Raw genomic sequence first — 25,655 nt, 5'->3', positions numbered from 1 at the left:
GGCACCGGCCGACAGAGAACAGGCCGACGGGCACCCGCCGACAAGCCTCCGGCCGATAGAGAACAGACCGACGGGCACCGGCACGCTCGACGGAAGCCCCGACGGCATTCGGCCGAGGTTCAAGGAACCGCAAAGCGGCGCCGCTCGTTCCCGGGACATGACCGAAATGACCCCAGGCTCGAATCTTCCGCTCCCGACCGGCCGCGTGACGGTGGATGTCGCCGCTCCCGTACGGCTCGACGTCTCGGGCCTGCTGCTCACCGCCGACGGCAAGGTCCGCTCGGACGACGACTTCATCTTCTACAACCAGCCGCAGGGCCCCGGTGTCACCCACCGCTCCGGCGGCGGCACCGCGCCCGACGCGATCGTCGTGGACACCTCTGCCGTCCCGCCGGGGATCGAGAAGATCGTGGTCACCGCGAGCCCGGACGCGGCGGGCCAGACCTTCCAGGGCATCGAGCCCACGGCCACCCTGCGAAACGCAGACGACGGCAGCGCGATCGCCTCCTTCACCCCGCCCAGGCTGGGCGCCGAGACGGCCCTGGTGGTCATGGAGATCTATCTGCGCGGCGGCGCGTGGAAGGCCCGCGCGGTGGGCCAGGGGTACGCCAACGGACTGGCCGGGATCGCCACGGACTTCGGCGTCTCGGTCGAGGAGCCCGCGGCGCCGTCCGCCGCCCCCGCGATGCCGTCCGCCGCGCCCGCGATGCCGTCCGCTCCCCCGGCCGATCCGCGCGTGGCCGCGCCCGCCCCGGCGGCACCCGCCGCACCGCCCGCCCCCGTGGGCAGTGGAAAGGTCAACCTGGACAAGGGCCGGGTCAGTCTCCAGAAGAACCAGACGGTGTCGCTGGTCAAGGCCGGCCGCCCGCTGCTCTCCCAGGTCAAGATGGGCCTGGGCTGGGAGCCCGCGTACGGCGGCAAGGACATCGACCTGGACGCGTCGGTGATCGCCTACGGCCCGGAGCGCAACCACCTGGACAGCTGCTATTTCGGCAAGCTCTCCATCCTGGACGGCGCCATCAAGCACTCCGGCGACAACCTGACGGGCGAGGGCGCGGGCGACGACGAGGTGATCGTGGTCGACCTCGGCCGCATCCCCGCCGAGGCCACCGGCCTGGTCTTCACGGTGAACTCCTTCACCGGCCAGAAGTTCACCGAGGTCGCCAAGGCGTACTGCCGCCTGGTCGACGCGGCCACCGGCGAGGAACTGGTGCGCTTCGACCTGACGGGCGCGGAGCCACAGACGGGCGTCATGATGGCGAAACTCGTCAGGCAGTTCTCGGGAGAGTGGGACATGACCGCCCTCGGCACCTTCGCCAAGTCCCGCACGGTCCGCGGCATGGTCAAGCCGGGGGCGGAGGCGCTGTAGGTATTCGCGGGTCGGGGGGCCCGCAGCGGCGGCCCCCTGGGTGCTGCCCTAATTCCGGTGATCGCTACCGGTGCGCAGTACAAATATGCGGGCTCCATGCGTACGCGGGGTGCGAACCGGTGGCGAACGTCAATTCGTGGCCTGAGCTGGGCGATACCCGCGGGGACGGCAGGCGGGGTCGCCCTGCACGTGCCGGTAGTCGTCTCCCCTGGCTCCACTCGGTGCGGCCACGCGGCTGGTGTCGGCGACCTTGATCGAGGCTCCCTCGATGGGCCGGTCGCAGTAGATGCAGATCTTGACGCGGCTCTCGGCCTTCATGACGCCTTCTTTCTGGGGCCTGTCCGGATGGGGACTGCGAGGATGGGCAATGCGTTCGGCGCAGCTCGCTTCGTGGCCGCGCTCGCCCATCTCGTATCCGAACGAGGTGACGTAGCGGCTGCCGTCCACGGCAATCTGTTCCGTGAGGTGTTCGCCGAGAGGGCTGGCCGCCCGCAGGGATCCCGTGTCGCTGAGGGCGACATGGGGTCCGCGACTCTGCAGGCGGCCTGCGAGTTTCTGCAGGTCGGTGTCCATGCAGGAACGATCTCAACGCGGAAGGCTGGGCGGGATATGACACCCTATGACACGGAGTTGATCATGCGAACGGTGGCGATTACCGGCACGCGCGAAACCGGGCACCGCGACCTGGACGACTACACCAGCCTCTTCACGGCGTACCTCCAGCCGTTCGCCGACTCTCACTTCTATATCGGCGGCGCCAAGGGCATCGACAGCCTGAGCTTGATCTGGCTCGCCGGGAACACCGGCGCGCACATCACCGTCGTCGTACCCGGCACCGTCGACCACCAGCCCGCCGAGGCGCGTCAGGCCATCGCCCGTATGAGGAACCGCATCACGGACATCGTCGAGCTCGGCGCCGGCGAACTCCACACCCCCGCATTCCACGCCCGGAACCGGTGGATGGTCGACCGCAGCAGCATGACCATCGGCTTCCCGAACGCCACCGAGCCAGGGAGCGGCACCTGGCAGACCCTCAACTACACGGCCCAGCAGGGGAAACCGCGCCTGATCGTCCCCGTGTAGACGCGATGTGCGCCACGATGGCGTGATGGACGACAGAGCGACCGGCGCGACGGCCCTCAAGCGGCTGCGACAGTGCCGTGGCCTGTCGCTCGCCGACACCGCCCGCGCTCTCATCGCCATCGCCGGGCGGCTCGGCCAGCCCCGCACATCCCTGCCCACCGTCGCGGGACTACAGCGGTCCGTCGCCCGCTGGGAATCCAGCCGCCCCACGCTGCCTGACGCCCGCCACCAGCTCCTCCTCGCCCACCTCTACGGGCGCACCCCCGCCGGTGACATCGCCCTCGGAACCGGCTCCGACTTCGCCAGGCTGATCGACGCCCTCGCGCACCTCGGCGAAGGTGCGCGGCAACTCGGCGAGCTCCGGTCCATGCTGGTGAGGACAGCCACCGACCAGGGCGGCGGGCTGCTCGCGCTGCTGTCGCCGAGCGTGCAGAGGGGGCTCGCCGCCGCTATGGCCGATCCGTCCCTGGCTGACGACCAGTTGGTGGCCGGGCTGTCGACGGTCGTGTCCGACGTGAACGCCCAGGTCGGCAGTGTGCCCTTCGTGCGGCTGCAACTGCTGCTCGCCCCCGCGCTGGAGGCCTGCCGCCAGCTGACCGCCGGTCCGGTCCCCCAGCCTCTCCTGCCCAGGCTGAGAAGTGTTTCTGCGACCGCCCATACGCTGGCCGGGAGGCTTGCGTTCGAAACCCGCGATGATGTCGCCTCCCGCAATCTGTACACGGTCGCGACCCGGGAGGCCGGGCTGTTGCCCGACCCATGGCGGCGGGCGACCGTCCACATGAGTCACGCCCTGACCACGCTGTATTCAACGCAGGGTCTGGATGCTGCCCGGGTACTGGTGGACTCGGCTGTGCGCGATGCCCGCACCGGGGGCAGCGTTGTGGTGAGGGCTCGGGCGCATGCGCTGCAAGCAGAGCTCGCGGCGCGGGCGGGCGAACAACGTCAGGCTCAGGCCGCGTTGGGGCTGGCCTGGTACGACATGGAGCGCGACGGCGGCGGTGACCCGTCGGAGTCGAGTTTCACGGCTGGGCATCTGCGGGGCTTCGAGGGGGTCTGCGAGCTGTATGTCGGTGATCCGTCGTTGGCGCACGACCGGTTCGCCGCGGCGGCTGGCGCGCTGGTGGCGCCGCGGGAACAGGTGCAGCGGGCGATTACGACGACGGATCAGGCGCTGGCCCGGATCCGGATGGACGAACCGCAGTCGGCGGCTGGTCTGCTGCACGAGTGCGTGCTGGCGGCTGCGACGACGGGCGGGAGGGTTCCGGCGATCCGGTTGCGGCGAGCCCGTCAGGCGCTGCGTCCATGGCGGCGGGAGGACTGGGTGGCCGATCTTGATGACCATCTGATGGATGTCCTCGGATCCTGACGGCCATGCGCCATTGCCTAACCCCCGCCACTGCCCTCGATCCATGCCCCAACTCCCCTGCCTGACGGCCCCGTGCCGCCTTCGCCGCGTGCTGCGGCGCCGAGGAACGAGGAGATCCGGCGCTTGGTTGAGGCGGGCTGGCTGGGATGGGGTGAGTAGCCGCGGCTACTGGTGGAGAGGGAGGCTGCTCCGCCCCCGAATTCACTTCGGTTCGGCGGTAGTTGCATGTGATCCACTGGTCTCATGACGACTTCACGGACGCTGTATTTGTTCTGTAGCGCGGCCCCGCCGGTCTTCGATGTCGCCCGGGTCATCGAGGCGGCTCAGGCCGACGGCTGGGACGTGTGCCTCGGGTTGACGCCGACCGCGTCCGGGTGGCTGGAGGAGTCGCTCGGGGGCCTCGCCACGCTGACCGGACACCCGGTGCGCAGCGAGTACAAGCGGCCCGGGGAGGCGGACGTGTGGCCGCCCGCGGACGTGATCCTGTTCGCTCCGGCGACCTTCAACAGCATCAACGCGTGGGCGCTCGGGCTGACTTCGGCATTCGTCCTGGGGGTCGCGGCCGAGGGAATCGGCAAACGCGTTCCGACGGTGGCGATGCCCTGCGTGAACGCGGCCTACGTGCGGCATCCGCAGTTCGAGCAGTCGCTGGCCACGCTGCGCGCGGCCGGAGTGACGGTGCTGTACGGCGACAGCGGATTCGTACCGAACCAGCCGGGCGAGCAGCGGCCAGAAGGCTATCCGTGGCGAATCGCGTTGGACACGGTGAGCGCGGTGGCCGCCCCCCAACCGTGACCCCCGCCCCCTCAGGCACCGGACCCACCTCCCGCCATCCCAACCGCGCCCCCACCCCCCTCAGACACCGGACCCACCTCCCCCCACCCTCACTCGCACACACACCCACTGTAGGAACTCCACAACACCCACCGGACAAATCGCTACCCCCTCCCCATCCCCCGCGGAGCGCCCCCGCTGGCACAGTCGAGGCATGAGTGATCTTGGAGAAGTAGTCGTCACCGGGCTCGGCGCGATCACCCCGCTCGGCGTGGATACCGCTACGACCTGGGCAGGAATGCTGGACGGAGCGTCCGGGGTCCGGCTGATCGAGGAGGAGTGGGGGGCCGGGCTGCCGGTCCGGGTCGCCGCCGGGCTGCCGGTGGACCCAAGCTTGCTGCTCGCCCGGGTCGAGGCACGCAAGCTTGATCGGTGTGAACAACTCGCGATGATAAGCGCCCGCGAGGCCTGGCGGGACTCGGGCGCCCCGGAGGTTGCACCCGAGCGGCTCGCGGTGGTGATCGGCACCGGCACCGGGGGCGTCCTGACGACCCTGAGCCAGGACGACACGTTCGAGAAGAGCGGCGCCCGGCGGCTCTCTCCGTACGCCGTGCCGATGCTGATGCCGAACGGGCCCGCAGCCTGGGTGTCCATGGAACTCGGCGCGCAGGGCGGCGCCCGGACCCCGGTCAGCGCCTGCGCGTCCGGCGCCGAGGCGATCGCGATGGGGCTGGATCTGATCCGCGCCGGGCGGGCCGACGTCGTGGTGGCCGGCGGCACCGAGGCCTGTGTGCACCCGTTCACGATCGCCGCGTTCGCGCAGATGAAGGCGCTGTCGACCCAGGACAAGGACCCGGAGTCGGTGTCCCGGCCGTTCGACGCCGACCGCAGCGGTTTCGTCATGGGCGAGGGCGCGGGCCTGCTCGTGCTGGAGCGCGCCGAGTTCGCGCGGGCGCGGCGGGCGCGGGTGTACGGCTCGGTGGCCGGCGCCGCCGTCACCTCCAGCGCGGACCACATCACCGCTTCCGACGTGGCCGGTCAGGTGCGGGCGATCGAATCGGCGCTGCGGGACGCCCGGTTGGGCCCGTCGGACATCGGCGTGGTGCACGCGCACGCCACCTCGACTCCGTCGGGCGACCTCGCCGAGGCGCAGGCGGTGGCCCTGGCGATCGGCAGGCATCCGGTGGTCACGGCCACCAAGTCGATGACCGGACACATGCTGGGCGCCTCCGGCGCGGTTGGCGCGATCGCCGCGCTGCTCGCGCTGCGCGACGGCACCGTGCCCGCAACCCGCAACCTGGACAACCTCGACCCGGCGGTCGAACTCGACGTGGCCGCGGGCCGCAACCGCACGGGATCCTGGGATGCGGCGCTCGCCAACTCCTTCGGGTTCGGCGGGCACAACGTGAGCCTGGTGCTGGCCAAGGCATCCTCCTGAGCCCTCCTCGGAGTCCGCGTCCTGCCCCTGCCCGAGCCGTGGACGCGGGCTCTCAGGACGGCGGCCTGATCCCTTCGAGCAGCAGGGTCAGATAGCGGCCCACGTCCTCGCTGCCGCCGTGTGCCAGTTCGGCGGCGGTGGCGAGGGCGTGCGTGAGGCGCAGGAGTTCGATGCGCTTGAGGTCGCGGCGGACCGCGCCCGCGTCCTGGGCGGCGGACAGGAGTCGGTCGGCGGCGGTCTTGAGCTTGTCGCTGCACGCCGACATGACCGCCGAACCGCCGTCCGTGACGGCCGCGCCGAGCAGCGCCTTGAGCCCCCGGATGCGGATCATCTGCTCGGCGAGCTCGCGCAGCCACAGGCTGAGCGCCTCGCCGGGATCCCGGCCTGCCCTCAACTCGTCGGCGCGGGCGGCGATTTCCTCGATGCTCTCGACGTAGACGGCTTCGAGGAGGTCCTGCCGGGTCGGGAAGTGCCGGTAGAGCGTGCCGGATCCGACGCCCGCGCGCTTGGCGATGTCGTCGAGCGAGGCCTGTTCACCGCGTTCCGCGAAGGCGATCGCGGCTTCTTTCAGGATGGCCTCGTAGTTGCGCCGGGCGTCCGCCCGCATCGGCTTGGCCGCGGCACCCGCTCCCACCTGCGCCATTCCAGAACTCCTTGCCAACCGGGGACTGTCTCCGTATCTTACCTGACACCAAACGGAGACACTCCCCGGTTTGCGGGCGGTTCGTGCTGCCCGCGTTCAACCGGGTCACGCATACCGGGAGTTGAACATGTCGACCACGCCAGCCGCCCCTTCCACCGCACCCCCGCGCCGCACCGCGGCCGGGGCGCCGCGGACCGGACGCCCCGGCGCCGTACTCGCCGTGATCGTCACCGCCTACCTGATGGTCGGCGTCGACTCCACCGTCGTCAACGTGGCCCTGCCCGACATCCAGCGCGATCTGCACTTCGGCCCAGCCGCGCTGTCCTGGGTGCTCAACGCCTACACCCTCACCTTCGGCGGATTACTCCTGCTCGGCGGGCGGATCGGTGACATCGCGGGACGCCGGCGAACCCTCGCCGTCGGCGTCACGGTCTTCGCCCTCGCCTCCCTGCTCGGCGGAGTCGCGGGCGACGGCGGCTGGCTGCTCGCGGCCCGCGCGCTCCAGGGCGTCGGCTCGGCGCTCACCGCGCCCAGCACCCTCGCCCTGATCACCACCAACTTCGAGGAGGGCCCGCGCCGCAACCACGCCCTCTCCATCTACACCTCGGTCGCCTCCATCGGCGCGTCCCTCGGTCTGGTGCTCGGCGGCGCGCTCACGGCCTGGGCGTCCTGGCGCTGGGCCCTGCTGATCAATGTGCCCATCGGCGCCGCGGTCGCCGTCGCGCTGCCCCGCTTCGTCCGCGAAACCCCGCGCCGCGCGGGCCACTTCGACGCGGCGGGAGCGGTCACCGGCACCGCCGGAATGACCGCCCTCGTGTACGCCTTCGTACGCGTCGCCGAAAGCGGCTGGAGCGATGCGCTCGCCCAACTCTCCTTCGCCGCGGCCGGAGTTCTCCTCGCGCTGTTCGTGTACGTCGAATCACGGGCCCGTCAGCCCATCGCCCCGCTGAGGCTCTTCGCCGACCGCAACCGCGCGGGCGCCTATCTCGATATCCTGCTGCTGCCCGCCGGGATGTTCGGCGCGTTCTTCTTCCTCACGCAGTACGTGCAACACGTGCTCGGCTACGGTCCGTTGCGGGCGGGAATCTCCTTCCTGCCCCTGACCTTCGCGATGTTCACCGTGCTCCGGTTCGTGCCCGGACTGCTCCAGCGCCACGGCCCGAAGCCCGTGCTCGTCACGGGGATGACCCTGATCACCCTCGCGGCCCTCTGGCTCACCCGGCTCAGCCCCACCGGCTCGTACGCCACCGGGCTGCTCGGTCCGATGCTGGTGCTCGGCACCGGGGTGGGCCTGAGCTTCATGCCGCTCAATGCGGCGATCCTGACCGGGGTCACCCCGGAGCAGGCCGGCGCCGCGTCCGGACTGCTCCAGACGCTTCAGTGGCTGGGCGGCACATTGGGCCTGTCGGTCCTGGTGACGGTCGCGGGAACGGCCACGCGGCACTCGGCCGACAGCCCGGCGGAGCTGCTGACACTGGGGGCGACGAGCGCGTTCGGCGTGGGGGCCTGCATCGCGCTCGCCGCGGTGCTGGTGGCCGCGGTGGTGATCCGGGGGCGGCGCTAGGCGCTGTCCGGTGGGTCGGCGGCCCCGGCCGTGGGCGCCCCCGCTCCGGACCGGAGCATCAGGGCGCCGTCCACGGCCAGCGTGCGTCCCGGCCCGCCTCCAGCAGCGGCACCATGCGGAACGCCGCGTCCGTCAGGCCCGCGAACACATGGCGGTTCGCGTCGCCCGACGGGCCGTGGCCGACCCGGTAGCCCGCGAGGTTCCACGTGTACACCGGGACCTCGGCAGGAATAAGGCTGGTCGGGTCGCCGCCGTACGACGTCTGTTCGTCCGTGACGATCAGCACGCGGTCGTGCCCCCGGTAGTGCCGCCGCACCGCGTCGGCCGTGTTCGTACCGCCGAGGTCGCCGAAGCGGCCCAGGACCTTCAGGACTGACTCGCCCGCCCGGTGGGTGACCGGCGCGCTGCCCGTGCCGAACTGCACGAGGTCCGCGTCGGCCGCCCGCAGCGCCAGCGCCGTACCGAAGATCGCGGCGGCGTCCGCCCGGTTGAGGCGGGAGCGCTCCGAGAGCGGCGACCACATCGAGCCCGAACGGTCGACCAGGACCAGTGTCCGGCCGCCGAGGGCGGGCACGTTGGCCAGCGAGTGGCCCAGCGCACGCTCCAGCGGGTACGCCCAGCGCAGCGAGGGCGCGTGGCGGTACGCGGCGAGGTAGCGGAAGGGGAACTGCCGTGATTTCGCGACGGCTTCGGGGTCGGACACCTTCGCGGCCACCCGCGCCGCCACCTCGTCCGAGACGCCCGCCTCGTCGAAGTTGCGCAGGTTGCGCACCAGCGCCATCGCGCCCATCGACGGGATGACCGCCTCCCAGGCCGCCCGGTCCATCGGTCCCTGGAGCCAGCCCGCGAGTGCCTCCCAGGTCAGCCCCGCCGCCGCGAGCCGCTCGGCTCCGTCCGGAGCGAGCACGACGGCCCGGCGCTCCCCGACGGGCAGGGCCATCAGCGCCCGGTGCGCGCTCAGCACCGGGTCCCCGGCCGGCGGCACCGCGGTGTCGGGGTGGTGGCGGCGGTCGAGCGCGTACCGGAACAACTCGCCCTGCCACGGCCTGGCCGGGTCGGGCGCCGCGTGCACCAGGTTGAGGATGTCGCCGAACCGGTAACCCTTCGACGCGGTGTCGTACTTCAGCAGCGACCGCGCGTTGTAGAGGCGGCGTACGGCATCGGCGACGCCCCGCTTCACGGGCTTGGGAACGGCGCGGCCGTACGTGGCGGTCCAGTACCCGAGCAGTTCGCCCGGCTCGTCGGGGCGCAGCAGCACCGAGGCGACGACCTGCCGGTTGGCGGGGCCGTCCGAAGTGCCCGCGTCCAGGCGGGCCTTGACGTACTCGGCGGCGCCGACGATCGAGGCGGTACGCAGTCCGCCCTCGCCGCGCAGCCAGCCGAGCAGCCCCGCCGTCCACTCGGGGTCCTCGACGGCGAGCTTGCGGACCAGCGTCGCGAACCGGTCGTCGCGGGCCGCGCCGGTCTCGTAAAAGGTCCGCTGCGCGACGAAGTTGGCGACGGCCAGCACGAAGAGTTCCGACTTGGCGTCCCGCAGCCGGCCCGCACCGCCCTCGTGGGTGAGGGCGGCGACGCCGGTGGACGCGACCGGCGACGTGGGGCGCTTCCTGGTGGCGCGCAGATTGAACCGAGCCATGGTGAATGGCCTCCCGAGATCAATTCGGCGACGGCGGATTTCATTGCGAAGAAGTAGCCGCGGCCTGCGCACCGGGAGGTGCACAAAAACGAATGAAGTGTGGGTGTCCGGAGAACTGGGCGGCAAAACCGACGAGTTGGTGCTCTGCCTCTGAGCTACACCGGTACGAGCACCGGCGGCGGGATTCGAACCCGCGGCCTCCCCATTAACAGTGGAAGTAGGTCGTGCCTGCGCACCCGGACGAGAACGACCATAGAGGGAGCGCCTGACGGCACGCCAAGTGTTTTCCGGGCGGCGACGACGGACGGCGGCAAGCGAAAGGCCGCCCGGAGGCAACGGCCTCCGGGCGGCCCGGATTCGGACGCGGTTCGACCGCGGAAATGCGGCGCGGGGTTCAACCCCCTGAACGCGGCGCGGAATTCAGGCGCGCGAACGCGCCTTGAAAGCCGCCTTGCGGGCCTCCTTGGCCGTGGACTTGTCCGGGTGCAGCCGCCCCATCGCCTCCAGGACGTCCGCGGTCGCGGGGTGCTCCACCCGCCAGGCCGCGTCGAAGAACCCGCTGTGCTGGCCGACCAGCCCCTCCACGAGCTCCTGGAGCTCCTCCAGGTCGCCCTCCACCGCCAACTGCGCGGCGATCGTGTCGATGGCCAGCCAGAAGATCATCGTCTCGGACGGCGGCGGCACGTCCGGTGCGCCGCGCTCGGCGAGCCAGACCCGGGCGAGGCCGCCCAGTTCCGGGTCGGGCAGCACGTCGCGCACGGCCGGTTCGGCGGAGGCGCCCGTCAGAGCCAGGGCCTGCTGGCAGTGCAGCCTGCGCAGCGGGCCGCCCGCGTCGCCGCCCCGGGCCGCGGCGAGCAACTCCCGTGCCGCTTCGGCCGGTTCGCGGCGGGCCAGCCACTGCTCGGTCTCGGCGCGGGCGGAGAGCTCGGGGAAGTAGGCGATGCCGTCGAGCAGGACGTCCGCGCCCTTGTCGGCCAGATCGCCGACGGCCGGCGCGTCCACGCCCGCGTCCAGCATCCGGGCGCGCACCCCGTAGAGGCCGAGCGGCGTCAGCCGGACCATTCCGTACCGGGAGACGTCCTCGTCGTCCACCGGCGGCGCGGGCTCGTCGCCCTCCTCGGCCATCAACGCCTCGTCCACGGGCTCGTACTCGACCAGACCGATCGGCTCCAGGAGCCGGAACTGGTCGTCCAGCCGCATCATCGCGTCGGAGACCTGCTCCAGGATGTCGTCGGTGGGCTCCCCCATGTCGTCCGGGACGATCATCGAGGCGGCGAGGGCGGGCAGCGGCACGGGCCCTTCGGGGGCGCCGGACTCGCTCACGCTCAGCAGGTACAGGTTGCCGAGGACGCCCTCCAGGAACTCGGCCTCCTCCTCCGGGTCCCACTCCAGGCGCTCGAAGTCGATCTCGCCGTCCTCGCCGACCAGATCGGCGAAGTCGTCGATCATCGGCGCGGTGGCGTCCGCGAAGACCACGTCGAAGGCGTCGAGCCAGATGGCGAGCACGTCCTGCGGCGAGCCGGAGGTGAGCACGCCGAGGTTCTCGCCGACCGAGGCGGTGCCGTCCGTCTCTTCGTCGTCACCGCCGTCCTCGACCTCGACCAGGCCGGTGTCGACCGCGACCCGCCAGGCCTCGCTGGCGTACGCGGGTCCGTCCTGGTCGTCGCCGAGGCCGAGCTCGTCGGCGGCCGCCGGCAGCTGCTCCTCGACGAGCTCGCCGCCGGCCCCGACCCGCGTGTGCGGCCCGGCCCAGCGGGCGAGCCGTACGGCGCGGGCGAGCAGCGGGGCGGACAGCGCGTCCCGCGCCAGCTCCGCCTCGGAGTTCAGCCGTACCGGCGGCAGGGTGGGGCGGTCTGGGGACATCTGGGGGTACTCCTCGGCCGTACGGTCTGGGGTGCTCTGGTCGCGCTGGGTCAGCGATGGTTGAGCGGCACCCAGCGTAGACGCTGCGGACGGGGTCCCGCCCCGTCGGTCGCGCGCACCCGCGCCGCGTGGTGCGCCCGGCGCGCGGCGCACCCGGTGGTTCACCCATCCGTCAGGTTCCGTCCACCCGGCAAGTCTTGACAACTCCCCACCCCAGACAAGAGATTGACGCGCGTAGAACACTGCACCGCCGCCCGCACCTTCCTCCCTCATCACCTCCGGAGTCCGTGAATGCCCGTTCCCAGAACCGCCGCCGTGTCCGCCGTGGTCGCCGCCGCACTCGCCGCCGGCCTGGTCGGCGCCGCCTCCTCGCAGGCGGCCCCCGCCGCGCCCGTCGCGGCGAAGATCCACGACATCCAGGGCACCACCCGGATATCGCCGCTGGCGGGCCAGCAGGTCACGGGCGTGACCGGTGTCGTCACCGGTGTGCGTACGTACGGCTCCTCGAAGGGCTTCTGGTTCCAGGACACGGCGCCCGACGCCAACCCGGCCACCAGCGAGGGCATCTTCGTCTTCACGGGGTCGAACCCGGCCGTCACGGTGGGCGACGCGGTGAACGTCGCGGGCACCGTCACCGAGTACGTGCCGGGCGGCCTGGCCTCGGGCAACCAGTCCCTCACCCAGATCTCCAAGCCGACCCTCACGGTCGTCTCCTCGGGCAACGCGCTGCCCGCGCCGGTCGTGATCACCGACCGCTCGGTTCCCGACCGGTACACGCCGAACGGCGATCCGGCGGCCGGCAACAGCATCAACGGCCTCACGCTCCAGCCCAAGAAGTACGCCCTGGACTACTACGAGTCCCTGGAGGGCATGAACGTCCGCATCGGCACCTCGCGGGTGGTCGGCGCCACGGACCCGTACTCCGAGCTGTGGGTCACGGTGAAGCCGCACGAGAACCGGACCCCTCGCGGCGGCTCGCTCTACTCCTCGTACCACGACCAGAACACCGGCCGTCTCCAGATCCAGAGCCTGACGCCGGCCGCCCAGCAGCCCTTCCCGACGGCGAACGTCGGCGACGCGCTGACGGGGACCACCGAAGGCCCCCTGGACTTCAACCAGTTCGGCGGCTACACGATCGCCGCGCGCACCCTCGGCACCGTCAAGGACAACGGGCTCAAGCGCGAGATCACCCGCAAGCAGCGCACGGGCGAGCTCGCGGTCGCCACCTACAACGTGGAGAACCTGGACCCGAGCGACCCGCAGTCGAAGTTCGACGCGCTGGCGCAGGGCGTGGTGACGAACCTGGCCTCGCCGGACATCGTGGCCCTGGAGGAGATCCAGGACAACAACGGCGCGAAGACCGACGGCACCGTGGACGCCTCGGCGACCGTCAAGAAGTTCACGGACGCGATCGCCGCGGCGGGCGGCCCGGCCTACCAGTGGCGTTCGATCGACCCCGAGAACGACAAGGACGGCGGCGAGCCCGGCGGCAACATCCGCCAGGGCTTCCTCTTCAACCCCGCGCGGGTCTCCTTCACCGACCGCCCCGGCGGTGACTACAAGACCGCCGTCGGCGTCACCGGCAGCAAGGGCCACCCCGCGCTCACCCTGTCCCCCGGCCGCGTCGACCCGGCCAACCCGGCCTGGACCGACAGCCGCAAGCCGCTCGCGGGCGAGTTCGTCTTCAAGGGCCGTACGGTCTTCGTGATCGCCAACCACTTCGCGTCGAAGGGAGGCGACGAGAGCCTGGTCTCGCAGCACCAGCCGGTGCCGCGTTCCTCGGAGGACAAGCGCCTCCAGCAGGCCCGCGCCGTCAACGCGTTCGTGAAGCAGCTGCTCGCGGTCGACAAGCACGCGGACGTCCTGGCCATCGGGGACATCAACGACTTCGACTTCTCGGGCACGACCAAGGCGCTGGAGGACGGCGGCGCGCTGCGCTCGGCGTTCCGCACCCTGCCGGAGAAGGAGCGCTACTCCTACGTCTACCAGGGCAACACCCAGGTCCTCGACCAGATCCTGACCAGCCCCGCGATCCGGGGCTTCGCCTACGACAGCGTGCACATCAACGCGGAGTTCGCGAACCAGACCAGCGACCACGACCCGCAGGTCATCCGCTTCCGCCCGTAGCGGCCGCCGAGCGCTCCGCCGGAGGTGACGTTCCCCGGCGGAGCGGCACGGTGTCGCAGCCCCCGCGCCCCTTCAGGGCGCGGTAGCGCGCCGGGCTTCCACGCGGGGTGGGTGAGGGTCAGCGCCGCAAGGTGGCGCGACGCCCCCAACGTCAAGAGGTCCCGCAGTCCCTGATCGCGGCGACGGCCCGGCCGAGCAGTGAACGCAGCAACTCCCGTTCCCCGTCGGTGAATTCGCGTGCGATCCGCCGCTCGATGGCGACCGCCCGCTCGTCAGCGGCGGCCAGCGCCGCGCGTCCCGGGTCGGTGAGGCGGGTCTCCAGGACGTTGCGGTGCCAGGGGTGCGGGCTGCGCTCGACCAGGCCGCGCTCCTCCAGGTTCTTCAGTACGACGTTCATGGCCTGCGGGGTGACCAGACAGGCGCGGGCCAGCGCGGCCGCCGAGATCCCCGGCGCACCGGACAGCGCGAAGAGCGCGGCGTACTGCGGCACGGTGAGGCCGGCCGCCTTGACGGCCGCGCTCTTGGCCGCGATCAGCTCCTGCTCGGCGCGCTTGATGTCGAGGCCGAGGCGCTCCTCGGCGGGCATGGTCATGGCTCCGAGCATACGGGGCTGACATAAAACCCTTGTGCATCATCAAAACATTGATAACGTTCGGGATCATGACGACGAGCTCGAACGACTCCGTGATCCCGGCCAGCCACGCCGACCTGCTGACCCGCCCCCTCTTCGTGCACCTCGCCACCAAGGGCCCCAACGGCATCCCGCACGTCAACCCCGTCTGGCAGCTCTGGGACGGCGAGTTCCTGCGCTTCACCACGACCACCGACCGCCGCAAGTGCAAGAACGTGACGGCCGATCCCAAGGTGTCCCTGTCGGTCAACGATCCGGAACAGCCCTACCGCTACCTGGAGGTGCGCGGCACCGTCGAGCGCATTGAGCCCGACCCCTCGGGCGCGTTCTTCGACGTCCTCGCCAAGCGGTACGGCCTGGAGTACGAGGCCCCGGTCGGCGACGCCGAGCGCCGGGTCGTCCTGGTCGTACGCCCGGAGCGCACCACCTCGCAGTGACGCGCGGCGCCCGCCGGGCGCTCCGCGGGCGTTCGGCGGCGAGCCCCGGGACCGCTCAGACGAGGTTGCCGCCGCCGTCCACGAACACCACGTCGCCCGTGATGTACGAGGCGTTGAGCAGGTGGACGATCTCCTCGGCCACGTCCTCGGCGGTGCCGGTGCGCTTCAGCGGGACCGCCCTCTCCACGTGCCGCTTGGTCTCGGCGAAGCCCTCGACACCCTCGTACCAGGGCGTCTCGATGAAGCCGGGGGCGACCGCGTTGACGCGGATCTCCGGTCCGAGCGTCTTGGCGAGCAGCCGCGTCAGGTGGTTGACGGCCGCCTTCGAGACGGCGTACGGGATGGAGCTGCCGTTCGGGCGGATGCCCGCCTGCGACGACACGTTGACCACGGCGCCCGCACCGCTCGCCTTCAGGTGCGGGGCGGCCGCCGTGATGGTCTGCCAGACGCCGAGCACATTGACGTCGAAGATGTCCCGCCACACCTCGGGGCTCGCGGCGGCGAGGTCGTCGTGCGGGATGAACCGGGTGGTGCCGGCGCTGTTGACCAGGATGTCGAGCCGTCCGCAGGCCTCGATGACGGCGCCCACCAGCCGTTCGGCCTCACCGTCCACCGAGATGTCCGCCTGGATGTGAACGGCGCCGGGCAGTTCGGCGGCCAGCTTCTCGCCCGCTTCCCGCGACCGCGAGTTGATCACGACCCGGACGCCGGACTCGGCCAGTCGGCGGGCGGTCGCGGCGCCGATGCCCGACGAGGACCCGGTCACCAGGGCGACCCGTGCTTCGCTCATACTGCTGTTCCCCACATGCGGTGTTCAGCCGCGCCCGCCACCGATCATGCCACAGCGCGCGCCGCGGCCTGCTCCCGCACACTGGGCCTGTCAGGGACCGATCAGCAGAGCGGAGTTGTGCGATGGACCGCGCGGCCTTCAGTCGCAGGGCCTTCCTCGGCGCGGCGGGAGCCGTCGCCGCCGCGGGGGCGGCGGGGTGCTCGTCCGGCGAGGGCCCCGGCAAGGACGGGCCCTCGGAAGGCGGCGCCTCGAAGCCGCCCGCGAAGGAGAACGACCGGCCCGGTGACGCCGGCTGGCGGCTGAAGGGGCGCGGCGCCGAGCACGAGGTCGAGGGGTACGCGGACCGTACGAGCGTCGCGCCCGGCGAAGCGTTCCGGCTGCATGTGCACACCACCGCGAAGACCTTCCGCGCCGAGGCGTTCCGGATGGGCTGGTACGCAGGTGCGCTGGCCCGCAAGGTGTGGGAGTCGGGCCCCGTCAAGGGCGTCCGCCAGCCCGCCGCCAAGGTGGAGCCGGGGACGTACACGGTGACCGCCGACTGGCCGGCGAGCACCGAGGTCCCCACCAAGGACTGGCCCGAGGGCTCCTACCTCGTCCGGCTCACCGCCGACAGCGGCGGCCAGCGCTACGTCCCGGTCACCGTCAGGTCGGCCACCACCAAGGGCCGGGTGGTGATCGTCAACGCGGTCGCGACCTGGCAGGCGTACAACGAATGGGGCGGCTACAGCCTCTACAACGGGCCGACCGGCGACGACGCGGACCGCTCGCGCGCGGTGAGCTGCGACCGCCCCTACCATCGCGACGGCGACGGCCTGTTCCTCACCTACGAGCAGCCCGTCGTGGCGCTCGCCGAGAAGATGGGCCTGGCGCCCGCCTACGTCACCACCATGGACATCGAGCGCGACGCGCGACTCCTGGACGGCGCGACTGCCGTGCTGTCGCTCGGACATGACGAGTACTGGACGCAGTCCATGCGCGAGCGGGTCACCGCGGTCCGCGACCGGGGAACCAACATCGCCTTCCTCGGCGCGAACGCCTGCTTCCGCCGCATCCGCCTGGAGAAGACCGGCCTCGGCGACCACCGGCTGATCGTCTGCTACAAGAACGACTGGGCCAAGGACCCCGGCCGCCGCGAGGGCGAGCCGCCGACCACCAACTTCCGCGAGCCCCCGCACGCCCAGCCGGAGAACTCCCTGACCGGCACGTTGTACGAGTCCAACCCGACCACCGCCGACTATGTGGTCACCTCGCCCGGCCACTGGCTGTTCGAGGGCACCGGCGTCAAGCACGGCTCGGCGTTCCCGGGTCTGGTCGGCACGGAATACGACCGCGCCAACGGCGAGGAGAGCACACCCCGGCCGATCGAGGTCGTCTCGCATTCGCCGCTGACCTGCCGCGGGGTCCACTCGTACGCCAACTCGGCTTACTACACGGTGAGTTCGGGTGCCGGCGTCTTCAACACGGGCACCATGCGCTGGGTCCAGTCGACCATCGGGGACGGCGGCCACGGCATCGACGCCACGACCGCGAAGTTCACCTCGCGGGTCACGGAGAACCTGCTGCGGATCTTCGCGGCGGGTCCCGCGGGACGCAGCCACCCGGCCAAGGACAACCTGGACACCTTCCATCCGTACGCGGGTGACCCGACCTGGGCGAAGCGGAACCTCTGGTAGGAGACATCGACACTTCAGCAGCGCTACCACAGCCCTCCACGAAGTCTAAGTAGACGTTAACCGTCGTGGCGGGCAAAACTGGCGTATGACGACATCACGCCACCCGGCCCGCCCATTCGGGCGCGCCCTCTGCGCCATGGTCACGCCGTTCACCGCCTCGTACGAGCTCGACCTCGCGGCGGCGCGGGAGCTGGCCGCGCGCCTGGTCGACAACGGGTGCGACGGTCTGGTCCTGAACGGCACCACCGGGGAGTCACCGACCACCTCGGACGAGGAGAAGACCGCGCTGGTGCGGGCCGTGGTGGAGGCGGTCGGCGACCGCGCCGCGGTCGTGGCGGGCGTCGGCAGCGCGTCGACCGCGCACACCGTGGCGCTGGCCCGCGCGGCCGAACAGGCCGGCGCGGACGGCCTGTTGGTGGTGACCCCGTACTACAGCAGGCCGCCCCAGGATGCCGTGGAGGCCCACTTCCGCACGGTGGCCGACGCCACCGCCCTGCCGGTGATGCTGTACGACATCCCGGGCCGCACGGGCACCCGCATCGAGACCGCCACGATGCTCCGGCTCGCGGAGCACGAGCGCATCGTGGCGGTGAAGGACTGCTCGTACGACCTGCTCGGCTCCACCAAGGTCATCGGCCGCACCTCGCTGGCGTACTACTCGGGGTGCGAGGAGCTGAACCTTCCGCTGTACGCGGTGGGCGGGGCGGGTTACGTGAGCACGGTGGCGAACGTGGCGCCGGGCGCGATGCGTTCGGTACTGGACGCGCATGACGCCGGCACCCCGGCCGAGGCGGCCCGCCGCAACCAACTGGCGCTGCCGCTCACGGAGTTGATGATGGCGTCGGGGCTGCCGGGCACAGTGACGGCGAAGGCCCTGCTGGGGTTCGCGGTGCGGGCACCCTTGCAGCCGGCGAGCCCGGCCGAGCTGACCCGCCTGCGGGCGGCCCGGGATGCGCTGCTGAGGGGGTGAGGGGGTTTCGCCCGCCTCTGAGGTGGGCGAAACCGGCCGGACGAACCGTGCGGCCACCCAGCCGTTCCCGTTCGGCTGCGGACCGTACGTGGCTGGTCGCGCAGTTCCCCGCGCCCCTGAAGGGGGTTGCCCCGAGAGGGGTGCAGGGGCGGAGCCACCGCAGGGGTCTGGGGCACAGCCCCAGGGGTCGGCCCATCCAACCCCGTGCACGGGCGGGCGGGTGAGCCAACGCCCAGGGGGTCCGGGGGCGGAGCCCCCGGCGACCCCGGCTGCCGGACGACCCCGGCTAGTTGTGCGCGTGCAGAATCTCGTTCAGGCCGCCCCACACCGCGTTGTTCGGGCGCGCTTCGACCTTGCCGGTCACCGAGTTCCGGCGGAACAGGATGTTCGACGCGCCGGACAGCTCGCGGGCCTTGACGATCTGGCCGTCGGGCATCGTCACGCGCGTACCCGCCGTGACGTAGAGCCCGGCTTCGACGACGCACTCGTCGCCGAGCGCGATGCCCACGCCCGCCTCGGCGCCGACTAGGCACCGCTCGCCGATGATGATGCGGACGTTGCCGCCGCCGGACAGCGTGCCCATGGTGGAGGCGCCGCCGCCGATGTCGGAGCCGTCGCCGACGACGACACCCGCCGAGATGCGGCCCTCGACCATCGACGTGCCGAGCGTGCCCGCGTTGAAGTTCACGAAGCCCTCGTGCATGACCGTGGTGCCCTCGGCGAGGTGCGCGCCCAGGCGCACCCGGTCGGCGTCGGCGATGCGTACGCCCTTGGGCGCGACGTAGTCCGTCATGCGCGGGAACTTGTCGATCGAGGTGACCTGGAGGTGCAGGCCCTCGGCGCGGGCGTTCAGGCGCACCTGCTCGACGGAGTCGACGGCGACCGGGCCGAGCGAGGTCCAGGCGACGTTGGCGAGCAGCCCGAACATGCCGTCCAGGTTCTGGCCGTGCGGCTTGACGAGCCGGTGCGAGAGGAGGTGCAGACGCAGGTAGATGTCGTGCGTGTCCAGGGGCTTGTCATCGAGCGAGGTGATGACCGTGCGGACGGCGACGACCTCGACCCCGCGGCGCTCGTCCGGGCCGACGGCCTTGAGCGCGGCGGCACCCAGCAGTTCGGCGGCGCGCTCGGCGGACAGGCGCTCGGTGCCGGCCGGGCCGGGCTCGGCGACGGCCACGAGCTCGGGAGCGGGGAACCAGGTGTCCAGGATGGTGCCGTCGGCGGCGATGGTGGCGAGTCCGGCGGCCGCGGCGCCGGTCGTAGCAGTAGCAGTCGTGTCGGTCATGCCCAAAACCTAACCGGCCACGACCTGCCGGGGCGAACCGGTCTCACCTCCCGGTCCCGTGTCCGCCCCGGCCGGCGCACCGGGCCCCGCGCGGCCGGTCCGCCTGACCTGCGACGTGCCGCCGACGCGATGACGGGGTGCTTCGCAGACCCTGCGCCCCTGGGGTCAGGGCGTGTACTCGTATCCGATCGTGAACCGCGGCGGCAGGCACCACTCCCCGTACTCGATGATCCCCTCGTCGTCGGACCAGCGGTGGGCGCCCGCCAGCACTGGAGCGCCCACCGGCAGGGCCAGGGCACTCGCTTCGCGGGCGTCGGCCTCACGGGCGTGCATGTCGTCGCGGGCGTGCGTGATCGTGCGCCCCGTGGCTTCCAGGACCCTGGCGGTGAGCCCGTGGTTCCGGCCGGGCGAGGTGTTGAGGAGATCCGGCACCAGGGCGGCGAACGGTGCCGGGTACCAGGTCACGGCGAACACGGTGCGGGTCTTGCCGCGCCCGGCGAGCCACTCCCGCCTGACAGCCTGGTCTCCGGCCTGAAGGTCCAGGATGTCCGCGACGTACAGCGGCGGTTTGACGAGTTCGGCCGCCGTCACACGCGACGTCTCGCCCTCGGCGAGGAAGCTCTTGACGCGCTGGACACGCTCCAGCCGGTCCTTCGGCGTCAGGGTCCACACCGGGTCGTCCTCCACGAACGTGCCACGCGGGGTGGTCCTGATGTATCCCTCCACCTGGAGCGCCTGCAACGCACGCGACACCGTGGCCGCAGCGGTCTGCCAGCTGCCTGCGATCTCCCGGTTGGTCGGAAGCCTGGCCCCCGGCTGGAGCTCCCCGGACATGATCCGTTCGCGGAAGTGGTCAGCGATCTTCGTGAAGGTCTTCTCTCCGGGCATCTGCCGTTCTCCTCACGGGAGTTGAGCACGTCTGACGCTCGGCACCCTAGTGCACTGAGCACCCTTGTGGAGTGCTTCTAACACTCCAGAGACTGAACTAGTACACAGACGAGTCGGGGGGACGAGGGGAGCAACAACACCATGTTCGCGAGCCAACCGCCGGGGAACGGTTACTACTCCATGCCGCCCGCCGCAGCTTCGATCCAGGGGACAAAAGGGTGCGGACCCTGCTCCCACCTCGCCGCCCAGCTCCGCCAAGCCGTACAGGACCGCGATCAGTCGGCCGAGGTCGACGCCCGGGTAAGGATCAGGCGGCACATGCGCCGGGAACACGGCACGGAGCTGCCGCTCCCGCCCTCCAACTGACCGGTTTCGGCGGCGAGTCGGGGGATCCGGTCACGGCGCCCGAGCCACAGCTCAGTGCGCGGCGCTACCGACGTTGAGCAGGACCACTCCCCCGATGACGAGGGCGATTCCGGCGAGCTTCGCGGCCGTCATCGCCTCCCCCATGAAGACCATGCCCACGGCGGCGATGACGGCCGTCCCGACGCCGGACCAGATCGCGTACGCGGTGCCCACGGACAGGGACTTGAGCGTGAGCGACAACAGATAGAAGGCGAACAGGTAGCCGACGGCGGTGACCAGCGAGGGCCAGAGCCGGGTGAATCCCTCGCTGTACTTCAGCGCGGACGTGGCGATGATCTCCGAGCCGATGGCGCAGCCGAGCAGGACATAGGGCATACGGATCAGGATATCCAGGATGCGTACGCCCGTACATATCGTCGGGTCGCGACTTGTCGCCGCTGCCCCTCCCCGCCGCTCTACCTCAGCAGCCTGCCGAGCAGATCGCGGGCGTACTCCTCGTCGTACGCGCCGCCGGTGAGGAGCGACTGGAGGCAGATGCCGTCCATCGTGGCGACCAGGCCGCGGGCGGTGACGGGATCGGTGTGCCGGGCGAGCAGTTCGGCCACCGAGTCGGTCCACTCGGCGGCGACCGGGCGCAGCGCGGGGCGGCGCAGGGCCGCGAGGTAGAGCTCGTACTCCAGCTCGGCGCGGGCCCGGTCGCCGGTGAGCCAGTCGCCCATCAGCCGGGCCAGTTCGGCGGCCAGGTCCGCGCCGGGGGCATCCAGGCGCGGACAGTCGCGGACCGCCGCGGCGAAGCCCTCGTTGGCCTGGCGCAGCGCGGCGACGAGGAGTTCGTCGAGTGTCTTGAAGTGATACGTGGTGGAACCCAGCGGCACATCGGCCTCGGCGGCGGCGCTGCGGTGGCTGAGACCGGCGATGCCGCGCTCGGCGACCACCCGCATCGCGGCGTCGATGATGCGCCGGCGCCGGTCGGGGTCGTAACGGCGGGCCATCAGCGGCCCCGGGTCGTTCCGGCCTGGTCACAGAGCATGCCCCCGACCGTACCGGCAGGCCGCGCGCGGCTACGGTAAAGCCGATCGATCAGGGGACGGGACGTACGGCGACGTGCGGGAAGTGCGAGGTTTCAGTGACGCAGGACATGGGGTGGGGCTACGGCGCCCCGGGCGGACCTCCGGGACCGCCGCCCGGCCCGCCCGGGTGGGGACCCGGCTGGGGCGGCGGCTGGATGCCGCCGCCACCGAAGCCGGGCGTGATACCGCTGAGGCCGCTGAACCTCGGCGACGTACTCGGCGGCGCCTTCTCGGCCCTGGGCCGCCACTGGAAGCAGCTGCTCGGCATGGCCCTCGTGGCGTACGGGATCGCGGCGCTGGTGGTCGGCGGGGCGGTCGCGCTCGCCGTGTCCACGGTGCACGACCATCTCGACCCCATCTTCCACCCGGACTACGGAGTGGATCCGGCGCGTTCCGACGTGCAGCCGGTGGTGATCGCCGCGGTCGTCGTCTTCGTCGTGGCGCTGGCGATGTGGCTCGTGGCGATGGCGGTGATGTACTCGGCGGCCCCGGCCGTGCTCCAGGAGGCGGTGCTCGGACGACGCACCACCTTCGGCGCGGTGTGGCGCAAGGCCTGGTCCCGGTTCCCGGCCGTGCTCGGCACGCTGGCGATCCAGTGGGGGGCCATGCTGGGCGCGGTGCTCCTGTTCATGGGCCTGATGGTGGCGACGGTCCTCGCCGCCTCCCACCACGACCACCCGCCGGTCGCGCTGCTTGTGCTGTTCATCCTGGGCTTCCTCGCGTTGGTCCCGGTCGGCATGTGGCTGTGGGTGCGCTTCGGTTTCGCGCCGGCGGCCGCGGTCCTGGAGAACCAGCGGCCCATCGAGGCGCTGCGCCGCTCGGCCCACCTGGTGAAGGACGCCTGGTGGCGCACCTTCGGCATCCTGATCGTCGTCGGCATGATCAGCGCAGTGATCGGCTACTTCGTCCAACTGCCCTTCACCTACGGCGGGATCTTCGCGGCCATGCCGCTGGCCCTGTCCGGCGACTCGGCCGGCAGCAAGGTCAGCGCCGTCGTCATCATCGCGGTGCTGTATCTGATCGGCACGGTGATCAGCCAGTTCCTGTCGACCACGCTGCCCCAGCTCGCCGCGGGTCTGCTCTACGTCGACCAGCGCATCCGCCGCGAGAACCTGGCCGCCGCCCTGGCCGAGGCGGCCGGCGTCCCGTCGGCGGAAGCCCCGCCCACGGGCGGTTGGTAGCGCCGGATCAGTTGGTCACCGTGAACCACGTGGCCCGGGACTTCTTCCACTCCGGGTGGGTGAGGTCCTTGGCCTCGGTGCCGTCGCCGTAGAGGTCGGCCGAGCCGTCGTCGGTGATGAACTGGGCGCGGGCGCCCGCCTGGCCGAGGTCCGGCACGTCCACCACGGCTTCCCAGCCGCCCGGGTCGCCGGTCGGCAGGTCGGCCCGCTTGACGGGGGCGTGACCGGCGACGCCGTCCCACGAATAGACGGCGTACGGGTCGGAGTTGTCGTCCGCGGCCCAGGAACCGGCGACGATCAGGTACTGGTCGGCGGCGTTCTTGCGGATGTCACGGATGCTGAGCCCGCCGAGGTCGAGCTGGATGGCGGCGCCGAAGACCGGCTTGGCGCCGCCGACGACCACCTTGTCGAAGTTGGTGACAGGCACGATCAGCGCCTTGCCGCCGTTCGCCGGCGGCACCAGCGGCGCCCGGAAGCCGATGTACGCGGTGCTCGCGGAGCCCGGCGCGAACTCCAGGCCCTCCACGTTGAACCCGTCGATCTGCTTGGGCACTTGACCGTCGGCGGTGCCGGCCGCGAAGCCGTACCGGTCCCCGTTGGCGTGGTCCCAGGCGACGAGGTCGTCCCGCAGCTTGTGGTACGAGCCGCCGAGCGTGAGCTGAGTGCTCGCGCCCGAGCCGGTGACGGTGGTGGTGAACACGGTGTTCCGGTCGGCCTTGTACTCGCCGTCCTTGTTGTTGCCGAGCGAGCCGGTCCAGTAGATCGTGTTGCCGACCCGGGCCGCGGCCTCGATGTCGATCTCCTTGGACACCCCGATCCGGGAGCTGAAGTCCCAGGTCTTCACGGGCGCCCCGGAGGCCGAACGGTCGTAGAGCCGCAGCGTGTTGGACTCGTCGTCGGCGACGACGGCGTACCCGCCGCCCACGTCGACGGCGGCGGAGGCGTCACTGGACCCGGTGAAGTAGCGGGTGTCGGCGGCCTTCTGGACGGCGGCCGAGGCCGCGAAGTGCAGCGTCCTGGTGGCGGTCTTGCCGCCGAGCCCGGTGACCTTGATGGTCAGATCGGTGTACCCGCTGGTGTGCGCGGTCACGGCCAGCCGACGGGTGGAGCCGGTGCCGCTGACGCCGACGTCCCCGGTCCCGGCCACCGCGCTCCTGCTGCTGGCGGACGCGGCCACGGTGAGCGCCGAGACGTCGGCCCCGCTCTGCGCGACGGTGACGGTGACCTGGGGGTCGCCCGTGGCTCCCACGGCCCCCGACAGGTAGGAGGCCGAGAGGGAGATGGTCGGCGTCCCGTAACTCGCGGCGTCTGCCGGGGTGTTCAGTCCCACGGCGGCCAGCGTGAGAACGCCGGACGCGGCCGCGAGGGTTCTGGCACGGCGGAGCGGTACGTGATGCGGCACGGGAGGCCTCTCGTCGGCGGGGTGTCGCCGAGTAGGTTCCGGTCACCCCGCCAATGAGAGGCGTACGCCACTCGTACGGCAGACGAACGTCAGCCGATCAGCTCCGCCTGGGCCGCGGCACGCGAAACTCGTTGGCCCCGGGGCCCGCGAACACGGCAGGCCTCGGCCGCGCAACGCGAAAAGCCCCCGCACCATCGGTGCCGGGGGCCTCAACTCGCAAGCGGGGATCAGACGTTGAAGCCCAGCGCGCGCAGCTGCTCGCGACCGTCGTCGGTGATCTTGTCGGGGCCCCACGGCGGCATCCAGACCCAGTTGATCTTCAGCTCGTTGGCGATGCCGTCGGTCGCGGCCTTCGCCTGGTCCTCGATCACGTCGGTCAGCGGGCAGGCCGCCGACGTCAGGGTCATGTCCAGCGTGACGACGTTGGAGTCGTCGACGTGGATGCCGTAGATGAGCCCGAGGTTGACGACGTCGATGCCCAGCTCGGGGTCGACGACGTCATACAGCGCCTCGCGGATCTCTTCTTCGGTCGCCGGCTTGATCGCCGCCTCTGCGTTCTCGGTCATGCCGTCTTCCTTTCGGCGAGCTCGCCCAGTGCCTGGGCGGTCGCGTCCTTCCACGCCATCCAGCTCAGCAGAGCACACTTCACGCGGGCGGGATACTTGGAGACGCCGGCGAAAGCCACCGCGTCCTCCAGGATCTCCTCCATCGCGTCGTCCGGCTCCAGCTGGCCCTTGGACTGCATCAGCTCCAGGAAGGTCTCCTGGATCTGTCGCGCCTCGGTCAGTTCCTTGCCCACCAGCAGCTCGTTCAGCACGGAGGCGCTCGCCTGGCTGATCGAGCAGCCCTGCCCCTCGTACGACACGTCCTCGATGCGCGAACCCTCGTACTTCACGCGCAGGGTGATCTCGTCCCCGCACGTCGGGTTCACGTGGTGCACCTCCGCGTCACCGTCCCGCAAGCCCCGGCCGTGCGGGTGCTTGTAGTGGTCCAGGATGACGTCCTGGTACATCGAATCAAGCTTCACAGCGAATTACCTCGCGTCCTCGCGTCCCTTGCGTGACGTGCCCTACGGGCCGGGGGTCCGGGGGTTGTCCCCCGG

At 71.4% G+C, this 25,655-nt stretch carries 25 protein-coding genes; 12 read left to right on the top strand and 13 right to left on the bottom strand.

What is annotated here, in order from left to right:
* Positions 1-157 precede the first annotated feature (157 nt).
* Positions 158-1,369 carry a TerD family protein gene (locus tag OG522_RS28350; protein WP_329465849.1) on the top strand — a complete coding sequence of 404 codons (1,212 nt, stop codon included), beginning with the start codon at positions 158-160 and terminating at the stop codon, positions 1,367-1,369.
* A 129-nt stretch (positions 1,370-1,498) separates the two neighbouring features.
* Here the strand turns inward: OG522_RS28350 and OG522_RS28345 are convergent, their stop codons facing one another.
* Positions 1,499-1,942 carry a hypothetical protein gene (locus OG522_RS28345; protein WP_329465848.1) on the bottom strand — a complete coding sequence of 148 codons (444 nt, stop codon included), beginning with the start codon at positions 1,940-1,942 and terminating at the stop codon, positions 1,499-1,501.
* Between the two features lie 63 nt (positions 1,943-2,005).
* On the opposite strand from OG522_RS28345, the gene OG522_RS28340 reads away from it, so the two are divergent.
* The 4 genes from OG522_RS28340 (at position 2,006) to OG522_RS28325 (ending at position 6,030) form a co-directional block, all read left to right on the top strand.
* Entirely contained in the window at positions 2,006-2,452 is a 447-nt protein-coding gene (locus OG522_RS28340) for a DNA-processing protein DprA (protein WP_329465847.1), read from the top strand.
* Between the two features lie 25 nt (positions 2,453-2,477).
* Positions 2,478-3,818: a hypothetical protein gene (locus OG522_RS28335; RefSeq protein ID WP_329465846.1), complete on the top strand. Its 1,341-nt coding sequence runs from the start codon at positions 2,478-2,480 to the stop codon at positions 3,816-3,818.
* 243 nt (positions 3,819-4,061) lie between these two features.
* Positions 4,062-4,613: a flavoprotein gene (locus OG522_RS28330; protein ID WP_329465845.1), complete on the top strand. Its 552-nt coding sequence runs from the start codon at positions 4,062-4,064 to the stop codon at positions 4,611-4,613.
* A gap of 193 nt (positions 4,614-4,806) precedes the next feature.
* Entirely contained in the window at positions 4,807-6,030 is a 1,224-nt protein-coding gene (locus OG522_RS28325) for a beta-ketoacyl-[acyl-carrier-protein] synthase family protein (protein ID WP_329465844.1), read from the top strand.
* A 52-nt stretch (positions 6,031-6,082) separates the two neighbouring features.
* On the opposite strand, the gene OG522_RS28320 is transcribed toward OG522_RS28325, so the two are convergent.
* Positions 6,083-6,673, bottom strand: a complete 591-nt coding sequence (locus OG522_RS28320) for a TetR/AcrR family transcriptional regulator (RefSeq protein ID WP_329465843.1) — start codon at positions 6,671-6,673, stop codon at positions 6,083-6,085.
* Positions 6,674-6,800: 127 nt separating this feature from the next.
* Here OG522_RS28320 and OG522_RS28315 point away from each other — a divergent pair, with 127 nt between their 5' ends.
* On the top strand, positions 6,801-8,237 hold the full coding sequence (locus OG522_RS28315; protein WP_329465842.1) for an MFS transporter: 1,437 nt from the start codon (positions 6,801-6,803) through the stop codon (positions 8,235-8,237).
* Positions 8,238-8,295: 58 nt separating this feature from the next.
* Here the strand turns inward: OG522_RS28315 and OG522_RS28310 are convergent, their stop codons facing one another.
* Positions 8,296-9,873, bottom strand: a complete 1,578-nt coding sequence (locus tag OG522_RS28310; RefSeq protein ID WP_329465841.1) for a TROVE domain-containing protein — start codon at positions 9,871-9,873, stop codon at positions 8,296-8,298.
* A 420-nt stretch (positions 9,874-10,293) separates the two neighbouring features.
* On the bottom strand, positions 10,294-11,736 hold the full coding sequence (locus OG522_RS28305) for a hypothetical protein (protein WP_329465840.1): 1,443 nt from the start codon (positions 11,734-11,736) through the stop codon (positions 10,294-10,296).
* A gap of 291 nt (positions 11,737-12,027) precedes the next feature.
* On the opposite strand from OG522_RS28305, the gene OG522_RS28300 reads away from it, so the two are divergent.
* Positions 12,028-13,863: an endonuclease/exonuclease/phosphatase family protein gene (locus tag OG522_RS28300; protein WP_329465839.1), complete on the top strand. Its 1,836-nt coding sequence runs from the start codon at positions 12,028-12,030 to the stop codon at positions 13,861-13,863.
* Positions 13,864-14,014: 151 nt separating this feature from the next.
* On the opposite strand, the gene OG522_RS28295 is transcribed toward OG522_RS28300, so the two are convergent.
* The gene (locus OG522_RS28295) at positions 14,015-14,455 is read right to left on the bottom strand and encodes a MarR family winged helix-turn-helix transcriptional regulator (RefSeq protein WP_329465838.1); all 441 of its coding nucleotides are present in this window, start codon (positions 14,453-14,455) and stop codon (positions 14,015-14,017) included.
* Positions 14,456-14,523: 68 nt separating this feature from the next.
* On the opposite strand from OG522_RS28295, the gene OG522_RS28290 reads away from it, so the two are divergent.
* Positions 14,524-14,931, top strand: coding sequence for a PPOX class F420-dependent oxidoreductase (locus OG522_RS28290; protein ID WP_329465837.1), 408 nt, complete (start codon positions 14,524-14,526; stop codon positions 14,929-14,931).
* 55 nt (positions 14,932-14,986) lie between these two features.
* On the opposite strand, the gene OG522_RS28285 is transcribed toward OG522_RS28290, so the two are convergent.
* Positions 14,987-15,721 (bottom strand): SDR family NAD(P)-dependent oxidoreductase, encoded by a 735-nt coding sequence (locus OG522_RS28285; protein WP_329465836.1) that lies wholly within the window; start codon positions 15,719-15,721, stop codon positions 14,987-14,989.
* 122 nt (positions 15,722-15,843) lie between these two features.
* Here OG522_RS28285 and OG522_RS28280 point away from each other — a divergent pair, with 122 nt between their 5' ends.
* The gene (locus OG522_RS28280; RefSeq protein ID WP_329465835.1) at positions 15,844-17,394 is read left to right on the top strand and encodes a N,N-dimethylformamidase beta subunit family domain-containing protein; all 1,551 of its coding nucleotides are present in this window, start codon (positions 15,844-15,846) and stop codon (positions 17,392-17,394) included.
* Positions 17,395-17,479: 85 nt separating this feature from the next.
* Positions 17,480-18,364, top strand: a complete 885-nt coding sequence (dapA, locus tag OG522_RS28275; protein WP_329465834.1) for a 4-hydroxy-tetrahydrodipicolinate synthase — start codon at positions 17,480-17,482, stop codon at positions 18,362-18,364.
* Between the two features lie 286 nt (positions 18,365-18,650).
* Here dapA and dapD read toward each other — a convergent pair whose 3' ends face one another.
* Both dapD and OG522_RS28265 read right to left on the bottom strand, forming a co-directional pair.
* Positions 18,651-19,646: a 2,3,4,5-tetrahydropyridine-2,6-dicarboxylate N-succinyltransferase gene (gene dapD / locus OG522_RS28270; protein WP_329465833.1), complete on the bottom strand. Its 996-nt coding sequence runs from the start codon at positions 19,644-19,646 to the stop codon at positions 18,651-18,653.
* A gap of 165 nt (positions 19,647-19,811) precedes the next feature.
* Positions 19,812-20,534, bottom strand: coding sequence for a GntR family transcriptional regulator (locus tag OG522_RS28265; RefSeq protein ID WP_329465832.1), 723 nt, complete (start codon positions 20,532-20,534; stop codon positions 19,812-19,814).
* Between the two features lie 141 nt (positions 20,535-20,675).
* Here OG522_RS28265 and OG522_RS28260 point away from each other — a divergent pair, with 141 nt between their 5' ends.
* Positions 20,676-20,900: a hypothetical protein gene (locus OG522_RS28260; protein WP_329465831.1), complete on the top strand. Its 225-nt coding sequence runs from the start codon at positions 20,676-20,678 to the stop codon at positions 20,898-20,900.
* A gap of 51 nt (positions 20,901-20,951) precedes the next feature.
* Here OG522_RS28260 and OG522_RS28255 read toward each other — a convergent pair whose 3' ends face one another.
* Positions 20,952-21,275, bottom strand: coding sequence for a DMT family transporter (locus OG522_RS28255; RefSeq protein WP_329465830.1), 324 nt, complete (start codon positions 21,273-21,275; stop codon positions 20,952-20,954).
* 80 nt (positions 21,276-21,355) lie between these two features.
* Complete coding sequence (locus tag OG522_RS28250) at positions 21,356-21,892, bottom strand: TetR/AcrR family transcriptional regulator (protein ID WP_329465829.1); 537 nt, start codon at positions 21,890-21,892, stop codon at positions 21,356-21,358.
* A 233-nt stretch (positions 21,893-22,125) separates the two neighbouring features.
* Here OG522_RS28250 and OG522_RS28245 point away from each other — a divergent pair, with 233 nt between their 5' ends.
* Positions 22,126-23,151: a DUF7847 domain-containing protein gene (locus OG522_RS28245; protein ID WP_329465828.1), complete on the top strand. Its 1,026-nt coding sequence runs from the start codon at positions 22,126-22,128 to the stop codon at positions 23,149-23,151.
* A 7-nt stretch (positions 23,152-23,158) separates the two neighbouring features.
* Here the strand turns inward: OG522_RS28245 and OG522_RS28240 are convergent, their stop codons facing one another.
* The 3 genes from OG522_RS28240 to sufU all read right to left on the bottom strand — a co-directional run bounded on the left by OG522_RS28240 (position 23,159) and on the right by sufU (position 25,580).
* Entirely contained in the window at positions 23,159-24,490 is a 1,332-nt protein-coding gene (locus OG522_RS28240) for a hypothetical protein (RefSeq protein WP_443074846.1), read from the bottom strand.
* 290 nt (positions 24,491-24,780) lie between these two features.
* Positions 24,781-25,119, bottom strand: a complete 339-nt coding sequence (locus OG522_RS28235; protein WP_329465826.1) for a metal-sulfur cluster assembly factor — start codon at positions 25,117-25,119, stop codon at positions 24,781-24,783.
* The gene (gene sufU / locus OG522_RS28230) at positions 25,116-25,580 is read right to left on the bottom strand and encodes a Fe-S cluster assembly sulfur transfer protein SufU (protein ID WP_329465825.1); all 465 of its coding nucleotides are present in this window, start codon (positions 25,578-25,580) and stop codon (positions 25,116-25,118) included. The genes OG522_RS28235 and sufU overlap by 4 nt, the downstream gene beginning before the upstream one ends.
* Between the last annotated feature and the right edge of the window lie 75 nt (positions 25,581-25,655).

It is taken from the genome of Streptomyces sp. NBC_01431, from assembly GCF_036231355.1.
Lineage (GTDB): Bacteria > Actinomycetota > Actinomycetes > Streptomycetales > Streptomycetaceae > Streptomyces.
The sequence above is the reverse complement of the archived record's forward strand: the minus strand, read 5'-3'. Positions and strand labels throughout refer to the sequence as shown.